We start from the raw sequence: 21,376 nt of genomic DNA, 5'->3' as shown, positions 1-21,376 counted from the left end.
TCATGAAAGTGTCCCGACATGCAGTAAAACGTCTGGGGCTCGCTGTGGCGTCCCTTCTCCTGATTCCTGCTGCCCTGGCCGAGCCCTCGGCCGAGCGCCAGACGCAGCTCGCCAACCTGCTCAAGCAGGACTGCGGCTCGTGCCACGGCCTGCGCATGACCGGCGGCCTCGGCCCGGCACTGACCCGTGCGGCCCTTGCCGGCAAACCCCGTGAATCCCTGATCGCCACCGTGACCTACGGCAGGCCCGGCACCGCCATGCCCGGCTGGCAGCCGCTGCTCGAAGAGCAGGAGATCGCCTGGCTGGTCGACCAGTTGCTCGAAGGATTTCCCCAGCCATGAAGCGTCCGACCCTGCTCGTCGCCGCGGCCAGCCTGCTGCTCGCCGCCTGTGCCCATCAACCGCCGCTGCGCGGCACCGGCGATCTCGGCGTGGTGGTCGAGCGCGCCACCGGCAGCCTGCAGATCATCGAGACCAGCGGTCGCAGCAGCCTGGCGCGCGTCGAGGGGCTCGGCGACCTGTCGCATGCCTCGGTGGTGTTCTCCCGCGACGAACGCTTCGCCTACGTCTTCGGCCGCGACGGCGGGCTGACCAAGGTCGACCTGCTCGAGCAGCGCATCGTCAAGCGCGTGGTGCAGGGCGGCAACAGCATCGGTGGGGCGATCAGCCAGGACGGCACGCTGATCGCCGTCGGCAACTACGAACCCGGCGGGGTCAAGGTATTCGACGCCGGCACGCTGGAGCTGGTCGCCGACATCCCCGCTACGCCGCTGGCCGACGGCAGTCGCAACTCGCGGGTGGTCGGCGTGCTTGACGCGCCAGGGCGGCGATTCATCTACAGCCTGTTCGACACTCACGAGACCTGGCTGCTGGACTTCAGCCAGGGCAACACGCCGCGGATCACCCGCTTCGACGACATCGGCAAGCAGCCCTACGACGGTCTGCTGACCCCCGACGGCCGCTACTACGTCGCCGGCCTGTTCGGCGAGGACGGCATGGGCAAGATCGACCTCTGGCATCCCGAGCGCGGCGTCGAGCGCATCCTCGACGGCTACGGCCGTGGCCAGGAAAAGCTGCCGGTCTACAAGATGCCGCACCTGGAAGGCTGGACGGTGGCCGGCAACCAGACCTTCGTTCCCGCCATCGGCCAGCATCGCGTACTGGTGATGGACTCGCAGAGCTGGAAGCAGACCGATGCGATCGACGTCGCCGGCCAGCCGGTGTTCGTCATGGCGCGGCCCGACGCGCGGCAGATCTGGGTCAACTTCGCCTATCCGGACAATGGCAAGGTGCAGGTCATCGACAGCGAGACGCACCAGATCATCGCCGACCTGGAGCCTGGCCCGGCCGTGCTGCACATGGAGTTCACCGCGCGCGGCGACCAGCTCTGGCTGTCGGTGCGCGACGGCAACGAGGTGCAGGTCTGGGATCCGTACCGGCTGGAGCTGATCAAGCGCCTGCCGGCCGAGAGCCCGAGCGGCATCTTCCTGACCAGCCGCGCCCACGAGACGGGACTCTGAGATGAACCTCGACGCCCTCAGCCGCCGCCTGATCGACCGTTTCCAGCACGGCATGCCGCTGTGCGCCGAGCCCTACCGGGCGATGGCCGAGGCGCTTGGCTGCAGCGAGGATGAGGTGCTGGCCTGCCTGCAACAGCTGCAAGCCGGCGGCGGGCTGTCGCGCATCGGCCCGGTGTTCGAGCACAGCCGTGCCGGCGCCAGCACGCTGGTCGCGCTCGCCGTGCCGACCGAGTGCCTCGAGCAGGTCGCCGAGCGCATCAACCGTTTTCCCGAGGTCAACCACAACTACCTGCGCGAGCATCGCTACAACCTCTGGTTCGTGCTCACCGGGCCGGATCGCACCCATCTCGACCGCGTACTCGCCGAAATCGAGGCCGATACCGGGCTGGTGCCGCTGGACCTGCCGATGCAGAGCGCCTACCGCATCGACCTGGGCTTTCCGCTGGGAGACTTGCCATGACCCTCACGCTCGATCATCCGCAGAGCCTGCAATTGCGTCGGCTGCTCGAGGCCGGGCTGCCGCTGGTGTCGCGGCCCTACGCCTGGCTCGCCGAGCAGGTCGGCGCCAGCGAGCAGGCGGTGCTCGAACAGGTGCGGCAGTGGAACGAGGGCGGCCTGTTCCGCCGTGTCGGCCTGGTGCTCAAGCATCGCGCGCTGGGTTTTCGTGCCAACGCCATGCTGGTGCTGGACGTGCCGGACGCGCAGATCGATGCGATCGGCCACCGGCTGGGCAGCGCACCGGGCGTCAACCTTTGCTACCAGCGCCCGCGGCGGCTGCCGCAATGGCGCTACAACCTGTTCTGCATGGTCCATGGCCGCGAGCGCGAGCAGGTCGAAGGGCAGATCGAGGGCCTGCTCGCCGCGCAGGGGTTGAGTGAACTGCCGCACCAGTTGCTGTTCAGCACCCGCGCCTTCAAACAGTGTGGCGGGCGCTTCGCGCCGGCGGCGGAGCGTGCCCATGGATGAGCTCGACCGCCAGCTGATCAACCGCCTGCAACACGGCCTGCCATTGGTGCGCCAGCCCTGGGAGGCGCTGGCCGAGGAGCTCGGCAGCAGCTCGGCGACGCTGCGCGCGCGGGTGCAGGCGCTACTCGAGGACGGCACCCTCACTCGCTTCGGTCCGATGTTCGACATCGAACGCCTCGGCGGGGCCTTCACCCTGGCCGCACTGTCGGTGCCAGAGCAGCGCTTCGATGAGGTGGCCGCGGTGCTCGAGGCGATGCCCGAGGTGGCGCACAACTACCGTCGCGAGCACGCCTGGAACATGTGGTTCGTGCTCGGCTGCGCGACGCCCGAGGGCGTCGCCGAGGCCATCGCGCGGATCGAGGCGCAGACCGGGCTGCCGGTGCTCAATCTGCCGAAGGAGAAGACCTTCCATGTCGGATTGCATTTCGCCGTCTGATCAAGCCCTGGCGCAGCGCCTGGTGGCGCTGACCGAGGCCGGCCTGCCATTGGTCGAGGACCCCTGGGCCTGGCTCGCCGACGAGCTGGAAATCGAGGTGGACGAGGCGCTGGCGCTGCTGCAGCGGTTGCAGGCTGCCGGTGCGATTCGCCGTATTGCCGCGGTACCCAACCATTACCGGCTGGGCTACCGGCACAACGGCATGACCGTCTGGGATGTCGACGACGCCGAGATCGAGCGGCTCGGTGCGTTGATCGGGGCGCAACCCTTCGTCAGTCATTGCTATCGTCGCCCGCGCCAGGACGGCTGGCGCTACAACCTGTTCGCCATGGTCCACGGGCGCAGCGCCGACTACATCGAGGCCTACCGCAACCAGATCCGCGCGTTGCTGGGCACGGCCTGTCGTGCCGACGAGATGCTGGTGTCCAGCCGCATCCTCAAGAAGACCGGCCTGCGGGTCGGTGCGCGGCGGGGCTGAGGGCGCGTGCAGAAGGGGGGCTTGCCCCCGTCACACCGGGCGAATCCTCAGCTCGGCGCCTCGTCGGCCGGATAACGGCTGGCGTTCAGGCTTTCCTTCACCTTGCGCAGGTGCGGCTGGAAATCCACGCCGCGGCGCAGCGTCATGCCGGTGGCGAGCACGTCGAGCACGGTGAGCTGGATGATGCGCGAGGTCATCGGCATGTAGATGTCGGTGTCCTCCGGCAGCGGGATGTTCAGGCTCAGCGTGCTGGCCTGCGCCAGCGGCGAGCCGGCGGCGGTCAGGCCGAGTACCGAGGCGCCGTTCTGCCGGGCAATGCGCGCCACCTCCACCAGTTCGCGGGTACGCCCGGTATAGGAAATGATCACGAACAGGTCGCCGGTGTGCGCCACCGAGGCCAGCATGCGTTGCATCAGCACGTCCGAATGCGCGGTGACCGCCAGGTTGAAGCGGAAGAACTTGTGCTGCGCATCCAGCGCCACCGAGGCCGAGGCGCCGAGACCGAAGAAGTGGATCTGCCGGGCCTGGATCATCAGGTCCACGGCACGGCTGACCAGCTGCGGGTCGAGGCTCTGGCAGGCGCTATCCAGCGAGGCGATGGCCGAGCCGAAGATCTTGCGGGTGTATTCCTCGGGGCCGTCGTCCGGCTCCACCGCCTGGCTGACATAGGCCGCGCCGCTGGCCAGGCTCTGTGCCAGCTGCATCTTCAGCTCCGGGTAGCCGCTGACCCCGAACGAGCGACAGAAGCGGTTGACCGTCGGTTCGCTGACCCCGGCGGTCTGCGCCAGCGTAGCGATGCTGAAGCGGGTCGCCTGCTGCGGATTGCGCAGGATCACCTCGGCGACCTTGCGCTCGGCTTTGTTGAGGCCTTCGAGGCGGTTCTGGATCTGCTCGAGCAGGTTGTGAACGCGGTCCATGGGGGTCCTGATGGGCGGGCAAAGGGTTTTCTATGCTACTGAGCAGGGGGCAACGCGACCACAGGAAACTCTTCTCGGCAGAAATGTTGTTTTTATTACTACATCAGCCTTGAATAAGCCGGCCTCGCCGTGTATTCATAGGGTGGTTTTAGTAGAAGAACAAACATCATGACGCCATTATCTGTCGAACCCTGCACCCTGGCGCTGTTCGGCGCCCTCGGTGACCTGGCCCTGCGCAAGCTGTTTCCGGCGCTCTATCAGCTCGACCGTGCCGGCCTGTTGCCCGACGATACCCGCGTGCTTGCGCTGGCTCGCGAGAGCGGCGACCCCGCCGTGCACCTGGCGACGATCGCCGAGCACCTGCGCCGCCATGTGGCCGAGCGCGACCTCGACGAGGCCGTGCTGCAGCGGCTGCTGGCGCGGCTGGACTACCTGAGCATGGATTTTCGCCAGCGCGAGGATTTCGCCGCACTGGCCGACCTCGCCGGCCAGGCCGAACGCATCGTCGCCTTCTTCGCCACCCCGGCCTCCGTCTACGGCGCGATCTGCGCCGGCTTGGCCGAGGCGGGGCTGGCCGAGCGCACCCGCGTGGTGCTGGAAAAACCCATCGGCCACGACCTGGAGTCGTCCCGCGAGGTGAACGACGCGGTGGCGCGCTTCTTCCCGGAAGACCGCACCTACCGCATCGATCATTACCTGGGCAAGGACACGGTGCAGAACCTCATCGCCCTGCGCTTCGCCAACAGCCTGTTCGAGACGCAGTGGAACCAGAACCACATCTCCCATGTGGAGATCACCGTGGCCGAAACGGTCGGCATCGAAGGCCGCTGGGGCTATTTCGACCAGGCCGGCCAGCTGCGCGACATGGTGCAGAACCATCTGCTGCAGCTGCTCTGCCTGATCGCCATGGACCCGCCCAGCGACCTCTCGGCCGACAGCATCCGCGACGAGAAGGTCAAGGTGCTCAAGGCGCTGGCGCCGATCGCGCCGGAGCAGCTCGGCCAGCAGCTGGTGCGCGGGCAATACGTGGCCGGCAGCATTCTCGGCCGGCACGTACCGGGCTATCTGGAGGAGGAGAACTCCAACACCCAGAGCGACACCGAGACCTTTGTCGCCCTGCGCGCGGAGATCTGCAACTGGCGCTGGGCCGGGGTGCCGTTCTACCTGCGCACCGGCAAGCGCATGCCGCAGAAGCTGTCGCAGATCGTCATCCACTTCAAGGCGCCGCCGCACTACATCTTCGCCCCGGAGCAGCGCCAGCTGATCGGCAACAAGCTGATCATCCGCCTGCAGCCGCAGGAAGGCATCTCGCTGTTGGTGATGACCAAGGACCAGGGCCTGGACAAGGGCATGCAGCTGCGCAGCGGCCCGCTGCAGCTGAACTTCTCGGAAACCTACAAGAGCCCGCGCATCCCCGATGCCTACGAGCGTCTGCTGTTGGAGGTGATGAAGGGTAACCAGAACCTCTTCGTGCGCAAGGACGAAATCGAATACGCCTGGAAGTGGTGCGACCAGCTGATCGACGGCTGGCAACGCGTCGGCGCGCCTCCCAAACCCTACGCAGCAGGCAGCTGGGGACCGGCTGCCTCGATTGCCCTGATCAGCCGTGACGGCAGGAGCTGGTATGACGATCTCTAATCTCGATCTCCCGGTGCAGACGCTCGGTTTCAGCCTCGGCAACGCCGAGCAGCTGGCCGGCGAACTGGCGCTGACCGTGAGCAACGCCCTGCGCGGCGCGATCGCCGAGCGCGGTGCAGCGACCCTGGTGGTCTCCGGCGGCCGCAGCCCGATCGCCTTCTTCGAGCGCCTGGCGCAGCAGGAGTTGGACTGGGCCAAGGTCACCGTCAGCCTCGCCGACGAGCGCTGGGTGCCGGTCAGCCATCCCGACAGCAACGAAGGGCTGGTGCGTCGCCACCTCATGCAGGGCTCGGCTGCCGCGGCGCGCCTGGTTGGCCTGTACCAGAGCGCGGCCAATCTCGACGAGGCTGCCGAGCGTGCCGATGCCGTGTTGGCCGAGCTGCCGCCGATCGACGTGCTGGTGCTGGGCATGGGCGAGGATGGTCACACCGCCTCGCTGTTTCCCGACAGCCCGAACCTGGAAGCGGCGCTCGACCCGCAGGGTACGCGGCGCTGCCTGCCGATGCAGGCGCCGAGCGTACCGCGCCAGCGCCTGAGCATGTCCCTGGCGCTGCTGGCCAGCGCACGGCTGACCCTGCTCGCCCTGCACGGCCCGGGCAAGCTGGCCACGCTCAACCAGGCCCTGGCCGGCGAATCCTATGAAGCGATGCCGATCCGCGCCTTCCTCGCCCGTCCCCTCGAAATCTACTGGTGCCCCTGAGGCCGCAAGGAATCCCATGACTTCTACCCAAAGCATGACCGACAAGATCGCCCTGATCGACCAATGGTGCAGTGTCGCGCGCATCCTGCCGGTGATCACCATCGAGCGCGAGGCGGACATCCTGCCGCTGGCCGACGCCCTGGCCGCCGGCGGCCTCAAGGTGCTGGAAATTACCCTGCGCTCGGCGCTGGGCCTGAGCGCCATCCGCCTGCTGCGCGAGCAGCGCCCCGAGCTGATCGTCGGTGCCGGCACCGTGCTCGATGCCGCCATGCTCGAGCAGGTCGAGGCTGCCGGGGCGCAGTTCATCGTCTCGCCGGGCAGTACCGCCGAACTGCTGGATGCCGCGCTGCAGAGCTCCTTGCCGCTGCTGCCGGGCGTGGCCAGCGCTTCGGAAATCATGCTCGGCTACGCCCGCAGTTATCGCCGCTTCAAGCTGTTCCCGGCCGAGGTCTGTGGCGGCGTCGCCGCGCTCAAGGCGCTGGGCGGGCCGTTCGGCAATATCCGTTTCTGCCCGACCGGCGGCGTCAATGCGCGCAATGCCAGGGACTATCTGGCGCAGTCCAACGTGATGTGTGTCGGCGGCACCTGGATGGTCGACGCCAAGGCCGTGCGTGCCGGCGACTGGGCCGCCATCGAGAACGCCACGCGCCAGGCCCTGCAGGCGCTGGACGCTGCGCCGTCGGGCGAATTGCCGCGCGACTTCGATCTGCGTGCCGAGCGCGCCGAACAGCGCGAGCTGTAATCCGTCCGACCCCGTCGCGGTGGGCGTGGGGCCTGCCGCGATCATCCCGATTCGCTACCTGGAGGTTCCATGACTACCGCGCGCCCGCTTGCCGAGCTGTTTCCCCGTCTTGAAGACATTCCCCAGGCCTACCGCCCTGACGCGCCGGTGGAGCAGCGTGAATACCTGGTCGACGGCGAGCTGCGGCAGTGGGCCGGCGCACTGGCCGATGTGCGCAGCCCGGTATTCCTGCGCGAGGCCGACGGCAGCGAACGCCAGGTCGTGCTGGGCAGCACGCCGCTGCTCGATGCCGACGCCGCGCTCGAGGCGCTGGATGCGGCGGTCGCCGCCTACGACAACGGCCGCGGCGCCTGGCCGACCATGCGCGTGGCCGAGCGCATCGCGCATGTCGAGCGCTTCCTGGCGCGCATGCGCGAACAGCGCGAGGCAGTGGTCAAGCTGCTGATGTGGGAGATCGGCAAGAACCTCAAGGACTCGGAAAAGGAATTCGACCGCACCTGCGACTACATCGTCGACACCATCGACGCGCTGAAGGCGCTCGATCGCCGTTCCAGCCGCTTCGAGCTGGAGCAGGGCACGCTTGGGCAGATCCGCCGCGTGCCCATGGGCGTGGCGCTGTGCATGGGCCCGTACAACTACCCGCTGAACGAAACCTTCACCACGCTGATCCCGGCGCTGATCATGGGCAACACCGTGGTGTTCAAGCCGGCCAAGTTCGGCGTGCTGCTGATCCGCCCGCTGCTCGAGGCCTTCCGCGACAGCTTTCCGGCCGGGGTCATCAACGTCATCTACGGCCGTGGCCGCGAGACGGTCAGCGCGCTGATGGCCAGCGGCAAGATCGACGTGTTCGCCTTTATCGGCACGCACAAGGGCGCCGCCGACCTGAAGAAGCTGCACCCGCGCCCGCACCGCCTGCGCGCCGCGCTGGGGCTGGACGCGAAGAACCCGGGCATCGTCCTGCCGCAGGTCGATCTCGACAATGCCGTGGAGGAGGCGGTGACCGGCGCGCTGTCGTTCAACGGCCAGCGCTGCACCGCGCTGAAGATCCTTTTCGTCCATGAGGACCTGCTCGATGGCTTCCTGGAGCGCTTCGCCGCGCGGGTCAATGCGCTCAAGCCAGGCATGCCCTGGGAGCCGGGCGTCGCGCTGACGCCGCTGCCCGAGGCCGGCAAGGTCGATTACCTCAACCGGCTGCTCGACGATGCGGTGGCCAAGGGCGCGCGGGTAATCAACGCCGGTGGCGGCGAAGCGCACCAGAGTTTCTTCCAGCCGGCGGTGCTGAGCCCAGTCGACTCCTCCATGCGCATCTATCACGAAGAGCAGTTCGGCCCGCTGGTGCCGGTGGTGCCCTACCGCGACCTGCAGGAGGTGATCGACTACGTCACCGCGTCCGACTATGGCCAGCAGCTGTCGATCTTCGGCAACGACCCGCAGCAGGTGGGCCGCCTGGTCGATGCCTTCGTCAACCAGGTCGGCCGCATCAACATCAACGCCCAGTGCCAGCGCGGGCCGGACAGCTACCCGTTCAACGGCCGCAAGAATTCCGCCGAGGGCACGCTGTCGGTACACGACGCCCTGCGCGTGTTCTCCATCCGTACCCTGGTGGCGACGCGCTTCAACGAGGCCAACAAGGAGCTGGTCAACGACATCATCCGCGACCGGCGTTCCGGCTTCCTGACCACCGACTACATCTTCTGACGGAGCCTGCGATGGCCGCGCCCGTGCTCGCCCAGCCGCTGCTGCTGGGCATGATGCGCCTGCTGGAATACCCCGAGTTGGGCGAACCCCAGGCGCTGCTGAGCTTTATCGAACGCTGTGTCGAGCGCGGGCTGACCGGCTTCGACCATGCCGACATCTATGCCGGCGGGCGTTGCGAGGCGCACTTCGGTGCGGCCCTGCGCCAGGCCCCCGGGTTGCGCCAGCACCTGCAGATCATCGGCAAGGCCGACATCGTGCCGGCGGCGCAGGACTGCTCGCGCTGGCGGGTCAAGCACTACGACACCAGTGCCCGCTACCTGCGCCAGGCGGTCGAGGGCAGCCTGGCGCGACTGGGCGTGGAGCGGCTCGATGGTTTCCTGCTGCATCGCCCGGACCCGCTGCTGCAGGTCGACGAGGTGGCCGAGACGCTGAACGCACTGGTCGCCAGCGGCAAGGTCGGCTGGGTCGGGCTGTCCAACGCCGGCATCCTGCATTGCCAGGCACTGGCCCAGTGCGTGCCGCTGCGCTGCAACCAGATCGAGCTGTCACTGCAGGCCCAGCACTGGGTGTGGGATGGCAGCCTGCATGGGTTGCAGGCTGCCGGCCTGCAGGTGCTGGCCTGGTCGCCGATGGGTGGTGGGCGCTTCGGTGAGCGTTTGTGCCGCGCACTCGATGAAGTCGCCGCCGATCTGGGCGCCACGGCCAATCAGGTGGCGCTGGCCTGGCTGCGCCAGCTGCCCGGCCGGCCGTTGCCGATCCTCGGCAGCCTGCGCTGGGAGCGGATCGAGGAGGCGCTGCTGGGCGTCGAACTGGAGCTGGAGCGTCCCGCCTGGTTCTACCTGAGCGAAGCGGCCCGCGGGCACGCGGTGGCCTGAGGGCGACGTGCGCTGGGGCGTGGCCCCGATTTGCCTTGCTAAGCCGGTCATGGCTGGCGGAAGAAGCAGCGCAGCTCCCACCCTCCGGCTGCGCCGCGCGTTCGCGGCGGAGCGGGGCTTGTTGTCGCTGCCGAGCCGGTGTGGGTCAGGGTTGTTCGGTCGCTTGCAGGCTCAGCGGATAGTGCCGGCGGCGCCAGGACTGCATCTGCGCGCCCTTGGCCAGACGCGCGGCGATGTAGGCGAGGGTCGGCGCTATCGGCTTGCGCCCGCTGAGCATCGGCTCCAGGCGCGGGGTGAACAGCGCCCAGAAGCGCTTCATCTCCGGGATGTCCGGCATGATTTCACCGGCCTCGGCCGCGGCATAGGTGTGGGCGATCAGCGGGTCGTGACGCAAGGTTTCCATCAACGCCAGGTTGGCCACCGCCCCCAGCGGCTTCTGCGCATTGATTCGCGCCAGGCCCTCGGCGCTGGTCAGGTAGTCCTCGATGAAGCGACCGGCCGCAGCCTTGTTCGGGCTGTTGCTGTTGATCGCCGCGGCGAGAACGCCAACGAAAGGCCTGCCCGGGCGTGCCGGGTCCGCGGTGGGAATGTTGCCGACTGCGAAGCGAATCCCGGCCTGACGCACCTCGTTCCAGGCCCAGGGGCCGTTGATGATCATGGCCGTGCGCCCGGCCTTGAAGCCTTCCATCATGCTCTGGTAGGTCGCGGCGGGATCGAGCAGCCCGTCGTCGAGCAGGCGCTTGATCGATTCCATGCCTTCGATGGCGCCCGGCGTGTCGATGCCGATGTCGGTGAGGTCGTAGCGGCCCTCGGTCTTGCGCAGGCTGTAGCCGCCGCTGCCGGCAATGATCGGCCAGGAGAAATAGAGGTTGCGGTAGTCCCATTCGATGGCGCGCTTGCCCTCGGCGCGCAGGCGGCGGTCGAGCGTCGCCAGCTCCGCCAGGCTGCGTGGTGGCTCGGCTACCAGGTCGCGGTTGTAGATCAGGCCGACCGCTTCGGTCGCCAGCGGGTAGCCGTAGCGCTGCGTGCCGACGGTCAGCGCCTCCCAGGCAAAGGCCGGGGCTCGCGCCAGTGCCGCCGGGCTGGGGTTGACCGGCGCGAGCAGGCCGTCATTGATCCACGAGCCGAAGCGGTCGTGGGCGAAGATGACGATATCCGGGCCCTGGCTGGTGGTGGCCTGGCGGTCGTATAGGGCGGCGAGATCCTCCGGGGTGGCCACCTGGACCGCCATGCCGGTGGCGCGGGTGAAGTCCCGGCCGATCTCGCCGACCGCCTGGTAGCCCTTGTCCGGGGTGATCCAGACGGTCAGCGTGTCGCGCTCCAGCGCCGATGCGGGGGCGCTCAGAAAGGTCAGCAGGCTCAAGGCCTTGGTCAGGGTTCTCATGGTTGCGTCCTGCGTCGAGTCGGGGCGTCCACGCCGCCCCGGTGCGAGCATCACTTGATCTGGATGCGCTCCAGCAGATAGGCCTTGGCGCCGGTATCACCGACGCGCGCCGCCTCGTCGGCCAGGCGCAGGGCGCGCTCGAGGTCCTGCTGCGTCAACGCCGCATCGATCGCCTGGCGGTAGTAGGCCGAGGTTTCCGGCAGCACGGCGGGCGCCGGTACGCTCGGCAGGCGATTACCCATCTCGTGGCCGATGCTGTAGCCGGGCACATAACCCTTGGTCGCGCTCTGCTCGCCATCGCGGATCATCACCAGCTTGACCACGCCCACCGGCGAATGCCGGGCGATCGGATCGGGAATGCTTGGCGGCTCGTTGCCCAGCGCCTTGGCATAGGCCTTGGCCGGATGTTCGAGGGTGGTCTGGCCGGCCATCTGCGCCTCGCTGGTGTAGAGGATCAGATAGCGCTCGTTGCCGGGGTGCTCCGGCTGCGAACGGTCGATGCGCAGGCGCGCGTCGAGGCTGTCGCCCTTCAGCCCGGTCGGCGGTACGTAGGCGAAGTCGTCGGCGTCGAGCAGGCGGGTCGGGCGCCACTGGCTGTCGAGCAGCATCGCGCTGGGCGCCAGCACGCTTTGCCCGGCCTGGCTGTACAGGCGAAGCTCGAACGAGGGCCCTTCGGCCGGTAGCGCGAAGGCGCGAAAGAAGCTCTTGCCGGTTTCGAAGGCGTAGGCCGGGGCCTGGCTATCGATCACCACCTCACCGCTGAAGCCGGGCGGCAGCGGTTCGAAGGGCATTTGCGCGAGGTTCTTGCAGCACGACGGTGCCGCGGCCAGCGCCTGGCGGGCCTGTTCGACGGGCTTTTCCAGCGGTGCCGGGCTGGCGGTGAGGGCGTCGGCACGGCGCAGCGGCTCGCTGCTGCAGCCAACAAGGGTCAGGGCGAGCAGCCCGGCCGTTATCAAAGGCAAGCTGTGCATGGGATTCTCCGGAAAAAAAGCCCCGACCTGCCAGAGCCGGGGCAAAGACACCGCCTGGACGGTGGGAGCGAAAGGGGAGCGCCGCAGGCCGGCTGCGGCGAGGCGCGAATGGGCGCTGGCTTACCACCAGGCCTCGGCTTGCACGCCAAAGGTGAGGCCGTCGTCGTCACCGGCGTCGATGGACTCGCTGGCCGCCTGGTAGCGGCCACCGTCCCACTGGGCGTAGGTGGCGAACACGCGGATCTGCGGGCGTGCCCAGAAGCTGCTGCCGGCCGACCACTGCTGGGCCAGGGTGATCTTCTTCAGATCGCGGGTGCTTTCGCCGTCGGCCTGCGGATCGACGCGGTCGTAGCCGAACTCCAGTGCGGTGCTCATCACGTCGCTCCACTTGTACACCGGGCGCACGCCGAAGCTGGCCCAGGTCTGCCCGGAGTCGTTGTCGAAGTCGCGGTCCTCGTAGATCTGCACGTACATCATCTCGATGTTGTCGCTCAGGCCGACCACGCCCTGGTTCACCAGGCGCAGCATCGTGCCCTCGCTATTGCCGGTGCTGTTGCGCCCGCTGCTGCCGATGATGCCGTCGGTGCCGTACTGCAGGGCGAGCTTGTTGTAACCGCCGAACCAGTTGCTCTGGGTGTGCTCGAGGGTGACCAGATGGCCTTTCTGGTCCTCGTAGCCGGGATCGCGTTCCTGTTCATCGGTGAGGTTGGCCTTGCCGTAGTCGTAGCCCAGCTCCAGCTTGCCGTTCGGGTTGACGTCGATCTCGGCCAGGCGGAAGTCGAGGGTGTCGTTGGCCAGGTTGGTGCCGGTGCCCGAGCCCTGATAGACCCAGTCGCCGTCGGTGTTGCGGACCCAGGCCACACTCGCCTTGGCGAAGCCCAGGTCGATGTCCTCGATACCGGCGCCCGGGCCGGAGACGTCCCAGTAGTAGTAGTCGTTGATGTGCACGTCGTGGCGCTTGTAGTAGCGCTTGCCGGCCCAGATCGCCGCGCCCGGCAGGCTCGGGATGAGGTTCTTGCCGATCACGTGGAACTGGCGGATGGAGGTGGTGCCGGCCTCGTCGAAGGGGTTGTTCTCGCCGCCGTTGGTATCGGTGCCGGCCGCCTCCCAGTCGTTACCCTGGTCGGAGCGGTAGGCGATCATGCTGTCGACGTAAAAGCTCTTGCTGCCTTCGCTCCACACTTCCTGGCCAAGGCCGATCTCGGCGTAGGTTTCGCATTCGTTGCCCAGGCGATATTTCGCCGGCGCGTCGGCAGCCTGGAAGCAGGCCTGGTCGCCGCCGCCGGCCGTGGCGCCGACGCCGGAACGCAGATAGCCGTGGAAATCGACCGCCAGGGCCGGGCCGCCGACCAGCAGGGCGGCGAGGACACAGGCGGGTTTGAGGACGAACAGAGGGTGCGCGGTGTGCTTCATGACGGGTCCTTGTTTTTCTTGTTAATGCCGAACGATCACGCCGGCGCGGCCTGCTGCGGCAACGCCGGTCGGTGGCGCAAAGCCTCGGCGATGGGGCCGGGAGCGCCATCCTCCCGGCCAGAGATTTCGCTGGCGCAGGGCGAGGGCGTAATCGGGATGAATGCGGCGTAATCCCCGGGGCGGGGTCGCTACGGGTGGGGCGCAGATGATTGCCAGAGGCCTTCGGCCTGGCCATTACGCCGTCACATAGCCGGCGGGGGAGGTTGGTGGGCGTGTCACGCGGGGGCAGCCTGCCGATGCCGGTCCTCCACTGGCCGGCGTTCATCCTCGTCCGGCGCTTCGTCGCCGGTCATCCGAACAAGCACAAGAACCGGAGTATTGCGATGAGCCACACCCTGCGTGCCGCCGTACTGGCGGCGATCCTGCTGCCGTTCCCCGCCCTCGCTGACCAGGCCGGCAAGAGCCCGGCCGGCGTGCGCTACCACGGCGGCGACGAAATCATCCTCCAGGGCTTCCACTGGAACGTCGTCCGCGAAGCGCCGAACGACTGGTACAACATCCTCCGCCAGCAGGCCTCGACGATCGCCGCGGACGGCTTCTCGGCAATCTGGATGCCGGTGCCCTGGCGTGACTTCTCCAGCTGGACCGACGGCGGCAAGTCCGGCGGCGGCGAAGGCTACTTCTGGCACGACTTCAACAAGAACGGCCGCTACGGCAGCGACGCCCAGCTGCGTCAGGCCGCCGGCGCGCTCAGTGGCGCCGGGGTGAAGGTGCTCTACGATGTGGTGCCCAATCACATGAACCGCGGCTATCCGGACAAGGAGATCAACCTGCCGGCCGGCCAGGGCTTCTGGCGCAACGACTGCGCCGACCCGGGCAACTACCCCAATGACTGCGACGACGGTGACCGCTTCATCGGCGGCGAGTCGGACCTGAACACCGGCCATCCGCAGATCTACGGCATGTTTCGCGACGAGCTTGCCAACCTGCGCAGCGGCTACGGCGCCGGCGGCTTCCGCTTCGACTTCGTTCGCGGCTATGCGCCCGAACGGGTCGACAGCTGGATGAGCGACAGCGCCGACAGCAGTTTCTGCGTTGGCGAGCTGTGGAAAAGCCCGTCCGAGTACCCGAGCTGGGACTGGCGCAACACGGCGAGCTGGCAGCAGATCATCAAGGACTGGTCCGACCGGGCCAAGTGCCCGGTGTTCGACTTCGCGCTCAAGGAGCGCATGCAGAACGGCTCAGTCGCCGACTGGAAGCATGGCCTCAATGGCAACCCGGACCCGCGCTGGCGCGAGGTGGCGGTGACCTTCGTCGACAACCACGACACCGGCTATTCCCCCGGGCAGAACGGCGGGCAGCATCACTGGGCGCTGCAGGACGGGCTGATCCGTCAGGCCTACGCCTACATCCTCACCAGCCCGGGCACGCCGGTGGTGTACTGGTCGCACATGTACGACTGGGGCTACGGCGACTTCATCCGCCAGCTGATCCAGGTGCGGCGCACCGCCGGCGTGCGCGCCGATTCGGCGATCAGTTTCCATAGCGGTTACAGCGGCCTGGTCGCTACCGTCAGCGGCAGCCAGCAGACCCTGGTGGTGGCGCTCAACTCCGATCTGGCCAACCCCGGCCAGGTCGCCAGCGGCAGCTTCAGCGAGGCGGTCAACGCCAGCAACGGCCAGGTGCGCGTCTGGCGCAGCGGTAGCGGCGATGGCGGCGGCAATGACGGCGGCGAGGGCGGCTTGGTCAATGTGAACTTCCGCTGCGACAACGGTGTGACGCAGATGGGCGACAGCGTCTACGCGGTGGGCAACGTCAGCCAGCTTGGCAACTGGAGCCCGGCCTCCGCGGTACGGCTGACCGACACCAGCAGCTATCCGACCTGGAAGGGCAGCATCGCCTTGCCAGCCGGCCAGAACGTGGAATGGAAGTGCCTGATCCGCAACGAGGCGGACGCGACGCTGGTGCGTCAGTGGCAATCGGGCGGCAACAACCAGGTCCAGGCCGCCGCCGGCGCGAGCACCAGCGGCTCGTTCTGACGACATGCCCGCCCGGCCTCGGCTACGCCTACGCCGGGCGGCTCCTCCCGACCCAGGGTGGGCAGGGAGGAGGCCGGCGACGGGCCGGGCCACCGATGCTGGCACGACAACCATAAAAGCCTTCGCGCTGCGCTGTCGTATCAGGAGCTGTTCATGTTGGCCCAGACCCGCTCGACCCCTTTCCGGCTTGGCTTCCTGGCCCGGCTGAACCTGCTGATCGCCGCGCTGGTGGCCTTGCTGATGCTGGTAGCCGGCACCAGCCTGGTTGCCATCGACCGCCTGCAGGGCAATGCCGTGCAAATCTCGGCGACCGCGTCGCGGCTGCTGGTCAGCGAGAGTTTCTTCAGTGCGCTGCAGAGCCTGACGCAGAACCTGTCCGACGCCTTGGCCGAGGACCGGCCTGACCAGCTCGACGGCTATGTCGGCCGGCATCGCACGCTGCAGGCCCAGGCCCTCGAGCTGTTCGCCCAGCTGGAACGGCTGACGCCGGCACACGCCGAGACCAAGCAGCGCCTGGCGGCCCTGTTGCCGGAGCTCGACCGCCGCAGCCTGGCGCTGATCGATGCGCAGCGCGACCTGCTCGCGCGCGTGGGGCGCAACGCCGTCGCGCTGCGCGATCTGCAGCTGCAGTTCTCGCGGCTCAAGCAGGACCTGCTGCAGGCGCAGTTCGTGACTGGCGACGAGCTGGTCGCCTATTCCATCAAGCAGTTCATCATCCCGCTCGAGCAGGTCGAGGCGCTGCTGTTCGACGCCATCGGCGTGTCTTCGATCAAGGCACTCGATGAAGCGGGTGCGCAGATCGCGCAGCGGCTGCCGGCCCTGCAGAAGAAGCTGGACAACGTTCTCCTCGATCTGGAACCGCACCAGGACAGCCGTACCGACTACGCGCACAGCTTCCAGGCGCCGTTCGCCGCCATCGAGCAGCAACTGACTGTACCCGGCAATGGTGCAGTGGCGCAGTACTACGCCTGGCTGTCCGACCAGCAGGCCAACCGAGAGCAGAAACTGCAGCTCGGTCGGCTGCAGCGCCAGGCACGCGAGGACATCGGCACGCTCATCGCCAGCGCCCAGCAGGCCAGCGACAGGCAACTGGGCCTGGCCGCGCAGACCTATCGTCAGGGTGTGGCCGGCCTCTTGGCGATGGCCGGGCTGTCGATCGCGGTGGCGCTGGCCATGGGCCTGTGGCTGGGGCGCACCATGCGCATGGCCCTGGCCGCCGTCAGCGGCAGCCTGCAGCACCTGGCCGACGGTGATTTGCGCGGCGGCTGCGAGTACCAGCGCGCGGACGAGTTCGGGCGTGTCGGCGATTGGGTCAACCGGGTCGCCGGTAGCCTGCGCGACGCACTGGCCCAGCTCGGGCGCAACGCCGACGAACAGGACCAGATCGCCCGCCGCAATGCCCAGGCCTGCAGCCAGGCGCGTGCCGGGCTGGAGAAGCAGCGCAGCAGCATAGGGGCGCTCGCTGTCAGCCTGGCCGAGCTGGAGACCAGTTTTGGCGAGGTGGCGCAGCATGCCGGCGAGACGGCCACGCGGGTCGGCAGTGTCGAGGCACTGACCCTGCAGGGCAGCCAGCGGATGGCCGCGACCCGCATCGGCACGCAAGCCCTGGCCGAGCAGCTGGAAACCAGCGTGGCCGAGATCGCCAACGTGGAGGCGGTGAGCGAGCAGATCGGGCAGATTCTCGATGTGATCCGTGCGATTGCCGAGCAGACCAACCTGCTGGCGCTCAATGCGGCGATCGAAGCGGCGCGCGCCGGTGATCAGGGGCGTGGCTTCGCGGTGGTCGCCGACGAGGTGCGCGGCCTGGCCCGGCGCACGGCGCAATCGACCGGCGAGATCCAGCAGCGCATCGAACGCCTGGCCCAGGGCATCGGCTCGGCAGTGCGTTCGGTGGAGGCCAGTCGCGCGCAGATGCAGGGCACCCTCGATCAGGTCGGGCAGGCCGACCGGCTGATGCAGGAGATCCGCAGCCAGGTCGAGCACATCGCCGCCATGTCGCGGGAAATCGATTCGGCCACGGGTCAGCAACGGCTCGCCGCCGAAGAGGTGTCGCGCGGCATGCATGCGATCGATGCCGCGGCCGAGCTGCACATGGACAGCGTCGTGGCGATCAGCGACAGCAGCGAACGCCAGGCGCGCATGTCCGCCGAGCAGCAGGCGCTCTGCGCGCGTTACCGCACCTGAACGCGACCGGGCGGCGGCGATGGCCCGGTCGTCCCCGTCTGGCCTAGGCCCGCGGGACCTGCCAGCCGATGGCCTGCGCTTCGGCGCGGCGCAGCTCGTCGAGCAGGGCGGCGCGTTGCGGGGCCCGCTCGTGGGCCAGGGCGTCGGCGGCGAGCAGGTCGGCATGGCGTGCGCCAACCGTTTCCCGGAGCCAGGCCAGGCGCTGCAGGGTTTGCGGCGTGCAGGTCTGGCCGTCGAGATCGTCGGCCAGGTCGAGGCGATGCGAGCGCCAGGCCTCGCGCAGGTAGAGCGCCTCGGCCGAGCCGGCAAGGGCGGTGCGCCAGCTGTCGATCAGCCGGTCCAGCCGTTCGAGCACGGCCGGACTGGCGCCGCGGTCGGCCAGCTCGGCCCGCCAGCGCCGGTAGCGGTCCAGGGCGATCGCCTTCTCCAGGCGGAACGCCGCCAGCGCACGGGCGCTGCCGAGTGCCTCCTGGCCGAGCAGCCAGGCGAAGAACTGCCGCGTTTCGAAACGCTCGACCGGGTGGAAGCCTGGGCAGGCAAGGCCATCGCTGTTGAACTCGCGCAGCGGATCGAAGCGGTACAGGTAGCCGAAGTCGAACAGCCGGATGCGGCCGTCGTCGAGCACGTTGCCGGGGCACAGGTCCCACTCGAACAGGCCGGCGGAGGCGAGCGTGATGACGCAGTCGAACAGGTCTGCCAGGCGCGTTTCATCCCAGTCGCCGACGACCTCGCCGTCGATCCAGGGCGACAGCAGCACGCCGTGACGAAAACTCGCATAGCAGGTGTCGACGATCCCGGCGAGCGGCTCGGCCAGCTCGGGCCGGGCCTTCAGCACGCGCAGGTCGGCGCGCCGCTGGACCTCGTTGAGAAACGAGGTCTGGCCATCGGCGTTCTGCACCAGGCAGCGCTCGCGGGCGCGCTTGAGCGTCCAGCTACGGCCGGCTGCTTCGATCCGGTAGACGTGGGCGGTGAGCCCGCCGGACAGCGTGCGACTGACATAGGGTTCGCTGCCGTCGGTGGCGACCAGCGTGGCCAGCGGCAGCGGGCAGTCCTGCGGCTGGCCGACTTGCAGTTCCGCTCCGCTGGCGACAAAGGCCAGCTGCGCCTGCTGGCGCGGGTTCAGGGTTGCGTTCATTGCGGGCTCCAGGCAGGGGGCGGCTGCGTCCCGGGCTGCGGCCCGGGACGGGAGATTCAGGGGGTGAGCGATGCACCGGCCTGCACGACGACGATGCGGTCGTCGCCCAGCGTGCGGGCGAAGGCATAGGGCTGGCTGGATGACAGCAGTCGATGCGTACCCGCGCCGATCGCCGGGTGGCGCGCGCGGAACTGGCCGACCCGCTGCCAGTAATCAATCAGTCCAGCGATCTCTGGGCGCTGGTGCTCGTCCCAGTTCATCGGGCTGCGTGTGCCCTGATACGGGTCCGAGCCGCTGGGGCCGAAGGCGCGGGCGCTTTCGTCGCCGTAATAGACCTGCACCGCGCCGGGCGCCAGCAGCAGGGCGGCGGCGAGCCCGCGCTGACGCGCCAGATCGCCCTTGACCAGTTTGTTGAACAGCGCGGTGTCATGCGACGAGGCGTAGCTCAGCAGGTTGTGCCCGGGCGTTTCGGCCAGGCGCCGGGCATAGTCGGCGTAACTGGGCTCGGCGGCAGCCAGGCAGTCGCTGGCGGCTACGGCCTGCTTCTGGAAGTCGAAATTGATCAGCGCATCGAAGCCCTGGTCGAGGTAGTCACTGGCCTCTGGGCCGTGACCGAACACTTCGCCGACCATCCAGAACGGCTCGCCGGCCATGGGGTCGTCCGGGTTGGCGCGGGCCCAGTCGGCGCGGGCGCGCTCGGCCGCCACGCGCAGTTCGGCCCAGGTCGAGGGTTCGACATGCTTGACGGTATCGGCACGAAAGCCGTCGACGCCGAACTCGCGGACCCAGCCGGTCAGCCATTCGATCAGGTAGTCGCGCACCCGGTAGCCTTCGCGTGGCTCGGCACGGGTTTGCGCCTTGTGCGCGAGAAACTCCGGCAGCGCGACGACCGCCTCGGATTCGGTGCGGAAATCCGGCAGGAAGGCCAGCGAGCCCTTGAGCGGATCGACCGTGCTGCTGGGTGGCGTGTCGTAGTCGGCGATGCCCGCCCGTACCCAGTCTCGACCCCACCAGGCGGCCCAGCTCGGGTGCTCGTAGTCCACCAGGTTGTGGTAGGCGTGCAGATTCTCGTGGGCTTCCGGCTGCCAGGTTGTCCACTGCTCGGGCAGGTACTCGGCCATGCCGTCGCGCAGGGCGCCGAAGCCGAGCTGCTGCATGTCCTGCAGGGTCGAATAGCCGGGATGGTTGAGCACCACATCGAACAGCACGCGGATGCCGCGGGCATGGGCCGCGCTGATGAGCGCGCGCAGGTCGTCTTCGCTGCCCATGTTGGCGTCGAGCTGGGTGAAGTCGAGCGCGTAGTAGCCGTGGTAACCGTAGTGGCGGAAGTCGCCGCGATCACCGCCGCCGACCCAGCCGTGGATCTGCTCGTAGGGTGCGCTGATCCACAGCGCGTCGACGCCGAGGCTGGCGATATGGTCGAGCCGTTCGGTCAGCCCCTTGAGGTCGCCGCCGTGGAAGGTGCCGATCTCCTCGGCGCCATCCGGTGCGCGGCCATAGCTGCGGTCGTTGCCTGGATCACCGTTGGCGAAGCGGTCAGTAAGCACGAAGTAGACGATCGCGTTGCGCCAGTCATGCGCGACCGGCTGCTCGCTCGCTTCGGCGCGTTCGAGCAGCAGCAGACCGTCACTGCCAGCGGCGGGCTGCAGCGTGACCCGGCCGTCGCGGACCACCGCCGTGGTGCCGGACAGCGCGTCGCGCAGGGTTTCGCCCTCGCCAAAGATCTCGCCAACCGCCAGTTCCACCGCACCACCCTGCCACGGCTTGCAGACCGCGGTGGCTGCCTGCGGCTCGGCGGCCTTGATCGGCACCAGGCGCAGGGCGGGTGTGATGCCGGTCTCGACGGTCAAGCGATAGCGCCCGGCGTCCGGCACTTCGAAGCGGTAGGCGCTGTCTTTGCCAAGCGGTTGGCGGCGGTAGGGCGCCAGGGTTTCGGCCGTGCCACCGGCGGTGGGCGCGCGCAATTCGAGTTCGCCGGCTTCGAGCTGCAGTTCGGTGGCGTAGCGCTGCGCTGACAGCGCCTGCCAGTGCAGCGGCAACGGCTGCGCGTCGAGGCGGGCAGTCAGCGACGGGGCCGCCAGGGCGGGTGAGGCCAGCGCGAGGCCGAGCAGCCAGGGCAGGGCAGGCAAGCGGTGAGTGTGCATCGACAGAGCTCCGTTGCGCTTTTTTCGCTACATTTGAGCCCCGGATGGCTGCAGGGTATAGGCGTAAGCCGCAGCGCGATGGCGTATTTCGCAGCGTTGCGTGCAGCGAACTACGCCCTGCCTCTACGCCCTGACCG

The 21,376-nt window shown here is 68.4% G+C and carries 19 protein-coding genes; 13 read left to right on the top strand and 6 right to left on the bottom strand.

Annotated features, from left to right (window positions below; all coding sequences use genetic code 11):
• Positions 1-2: 2 nt before the first annotated feature.
• The 6 genes from CL52_RS16605 to ahbB (CL52_RS16580) are packed head-to-tail and all read left to right on the top strand — an operon-like array spanning position 3 to position 3,399.
• A complete protein-coding gene (locus CL52_RS16605; RefSeq protein ID WP_043221898.1) occupies positions 3-341 on the top strand; it encodes a c-type cytochrome in 339 nt (112 codons plus the stop codon).
• Positions 338-1,519: a cytochrome D1 domain-containing protein gene (locus CL52_RS16600; RefSeq protein WP_041107687.1), complete on the top strand. Its 1,182-nt coding sequence runs from the start codon at positions 338-340 to the stop codon at positions 1,517-1,519. Before CL52_RS16605 ends, CL52_RS16600 begins: the two co-directional genes overlap by 4 nt.
• A gap of 1 nt (position 1,520) precedes the next feature.
• A complete protein-coding gene (locus CL52_RS16595; RefSeq protein WP_043221896.1) occupies positions 1,521-1,979 on the top strand; it encodes an Lrp/AsnC family transcriptional regulator in 459 nt (152 codons plus the stop codon).
• Positions 1,976-2,485 carry a siroheme decarboxylase subunit beta gene (ahbB, locus tag CL52_RS16590; RefSeq protein WP_043221895.1) on the top strand — a complete coding sequence of 170 codons (510 nt, stop codon included), beginning with the start codon at positions 1,976-1,978 and terminating at the stop codon, positions 2,483-2,485. Before CL52_RS16595 ends, ahbB (CL52_RS16590) begins: the two co-directional genes overlap by 4 nt.
• Positions 2,478-2,921 carry an Lrp/AsnC family transcriptional regulator gene (locus CL52_RS16585; RefSeq protein WP_043221893.1) on the top strand — a complete coding sequence of 148 codons (444 nt, stop codon included), beginning with the start codon at positions 2,478-2,480 and terminating at the stop codon, positions 2,919-2,921. Before ahbB (CL52_RS16590) ends, CL52_RS16585 begins: the two co-directional genes overlap by 8 nt.
• Positions 2,896-3,399 (top strand): siroheme decarboxylase subunit beta, encoded by a 504-nt coding sequence (ahbB, locus tag CL52_RS16580; protein ID WP_043221891.1) that lies wholly within the window; start codon positions 2,896-2,898, stop codon positions 3,397-3,399. Before CL52_RS16585 ends, ahbB (CL52_RS16580) begins: the two co-directional genes overlap by 26 nt.
• A 47-nt stretch (positions 3,400-3,446) precedes the next feature.
• Here ahbB (CL52_RS16580) and CL52_RS16575 read toward each other — a convergent pair whose 3' ends face one another.
• Positions 3,447-4,316, bottom strand: coding sequence for a MurR/RpiR family transcriptional regulator (locus CL52_RS16575; RefSeq protein ID WP_041107677.1), 870 nt, complete (start codon positions 4,314-4,316; stop codon positions 3,447-3,449).
• Between the two features lie 168 nt (positions 4,317-4,484).
• Between CL52_RS16575 and zwf the strand changes: the two genes are divergently transcribed.
• The 5 genes from zwf to CL52_RS16550 all read left to right on the top strand — a co-directional run bounded on the left by zwf (position 4,485) and on the right by CL52_RS16550 (position 9,969).
• A complete protein-coding gene (zwf, locus tag CL52_RS16570) occupies positions 4,485-5,954 on the top strand; it encodes a glucose-6-phosphate dehydrogenase (RefSeq protein WP_043221889.1) in 1,470 nt (489 codons plus the stop codon).
• A complete protein-coding gene (gene pgl / locus CL52_RS16565; protein ID WP_043221887.1) occupies positions 5,941-6,654 on the top strand; it encodes a 6-phosphogluconolactonase in 714 nt (237 codons plus the stop codon). The genes zwf and pgl overlap by 14 nt, the downstream gene beginning before the upstream one ends.
• 16 nt (positions 6,655-6,670) lie before the next feature.
• Complete coding sequence (locus CL52_RS16560) at positions 6,671-7,396, top strand: bifunctional 4-hydroxy-2-oxoglutarate aldolase/2-dehydro-3-deoxy-phosphogluconate aldolase (RefSeq protein ID WP_082041998.1); 726 nt, start codon at positions 6,671-6,673, stop codon at positions 7,394-7,396.
• A 69-nt stretch (positions 7,397-7,465) separates the two neighbouring features.
• Positions 7,466-9,094 (top strand): NADP-dependent glyceraldehyde-3-phosphate dehydrogenase, encoded by a 1,629-nt coding sequence (locus CL52_RS16555; RefSeq protein ID WP_043221884.1) that lies wholly within the window; start codon positions 7,466-7,468, stop codon positions 9,092-9,094.
• Between the two features lie 11 nt (positions 9,095-9,105).
• The gene (locus CL52_RS16550; protein WP_041107667.1) at positions 9,106-9,969 is read left to right on the top strand and encodes an aldo/keto reductase; all 864 of its coding nucleotides are present in this window, start codon (positions 9,106-9,108) and stop codon (positions 9,967-9,969) included.
• Between the two features lie 145 nt (positions 9,970-10,114).
• Here CL52_RS16550 and malE read toward each other — a convergent pair whose 3' ends face one another.
• From malE to CL52_RS16535, 3 genes are all read right to left on the bottom strand, one after another.
• The gene (gene malE / locus CL52_RS16545; RefSeq protein WP_041107665.1) at positions 10,115-11,353 is read right to left on the bottom strand and encodes a maltose/maltodextrin ABC transporter substrate-binding protein MalE; all 1,239 of its coding nucleotides are present in this window, start codon (positions 11,351-11,353) and stop codon (positions 10,115-10,117) included.
• Between the two features lie 50 nt (positions 11,354-11,403).
• Entirely contained in the window at positions 11,404-12,324 is a 921-nt protein-coding gene (locus CL52_RS16540) for a MalM family protein (protein ID WP_041107663.1), read from the bottom strand.
• Positions 12,325-12,444: 120 nt separating this feature from the next.
• Positions 12,445-13,737 (bottom strand): maltoporin, encoded by a 1,293-nt coding sequence (locus CL52_RS16535; protein WP_043221881.1) that lies wholly within the window; start codon positions 13,735-13,737, stop codon positions 12,445-12,447.
• Positions 13,738-14,120: 383 nt separating this feature from the next.
• On the opposite strand from CL52_RS16535, the gene mta reads away from it, so the two are divergent.
• Entirely contained in the window at positions 14,121-15,776 is a 1,656-nt protein-coding gene (gene mta / locus CL52_RS16530) for a glucan 1,4-alpha-maltotetraohydrolase (protein WP_043223287.1), read from the top strand.
• 153 nt (positions 15,777-15,929) lie between these two features.
• Positions 15,930-17,960: a methyl-accepting chemotaxis protein gene (locus tag CL52_RS16525; RefSeq protein WP_043221880.1), complete on the top strand. Its 2,031-nt coding sequence runs from the start codon at positions 15,930-15,932 to the stop codon at positions 17,958-17,960.
• A 43-nt stretch (positions 17,961-18,003) separates the two neighbouring features.
• On the opposite strand, the gene CL52_RS16520 is transcribed toward CL52_RS16525, so the two are convergent.
• Positions 18,004-19,095 (bottom strand): protein kinase family protein, encoded by a 1,092-nt coding sequence (locus CL52_RS16520; RefSeq protein ID WP_043221877.1) that lies wholly within the window; start codon positions 19,093-19,095, stop codon positions 18,004-18,006.
• Positions 19,096-19,151: 56 nt separating this feature from the next.
• Positions 19,152-21,239 carry an alpha-amylase gene (locus tag CL52_RS16515; protein ID WP_043221875.1) on the bottom strand — a complete coding sequence of 696 codons (2,088 nt, stop codon included), beginning with the start codon at positions 21,237-21,239 and terminating at the stop codon, positions 19,152-19,154.
• Positions 21,240-21,376 lie beyond the last annotated feature (137 nt).

The organism is Stutzerimonas balearica DSM 6083, assembly GCF_000818015.1.
In the GTDB taxonomy this organism is placed as follows: Bacteria; Pseudomonadota; Gammaproteobacteria; order Pseudomonadales; family Pseudomonadaceae; genus Stutzerimonas; species Stutzerimonas balearica.
The sequence above is the reverse complement of the archived record's forward strand: the minus strand, read 5'-3'. Positions and strand labels throughout refer to the sequence as shown.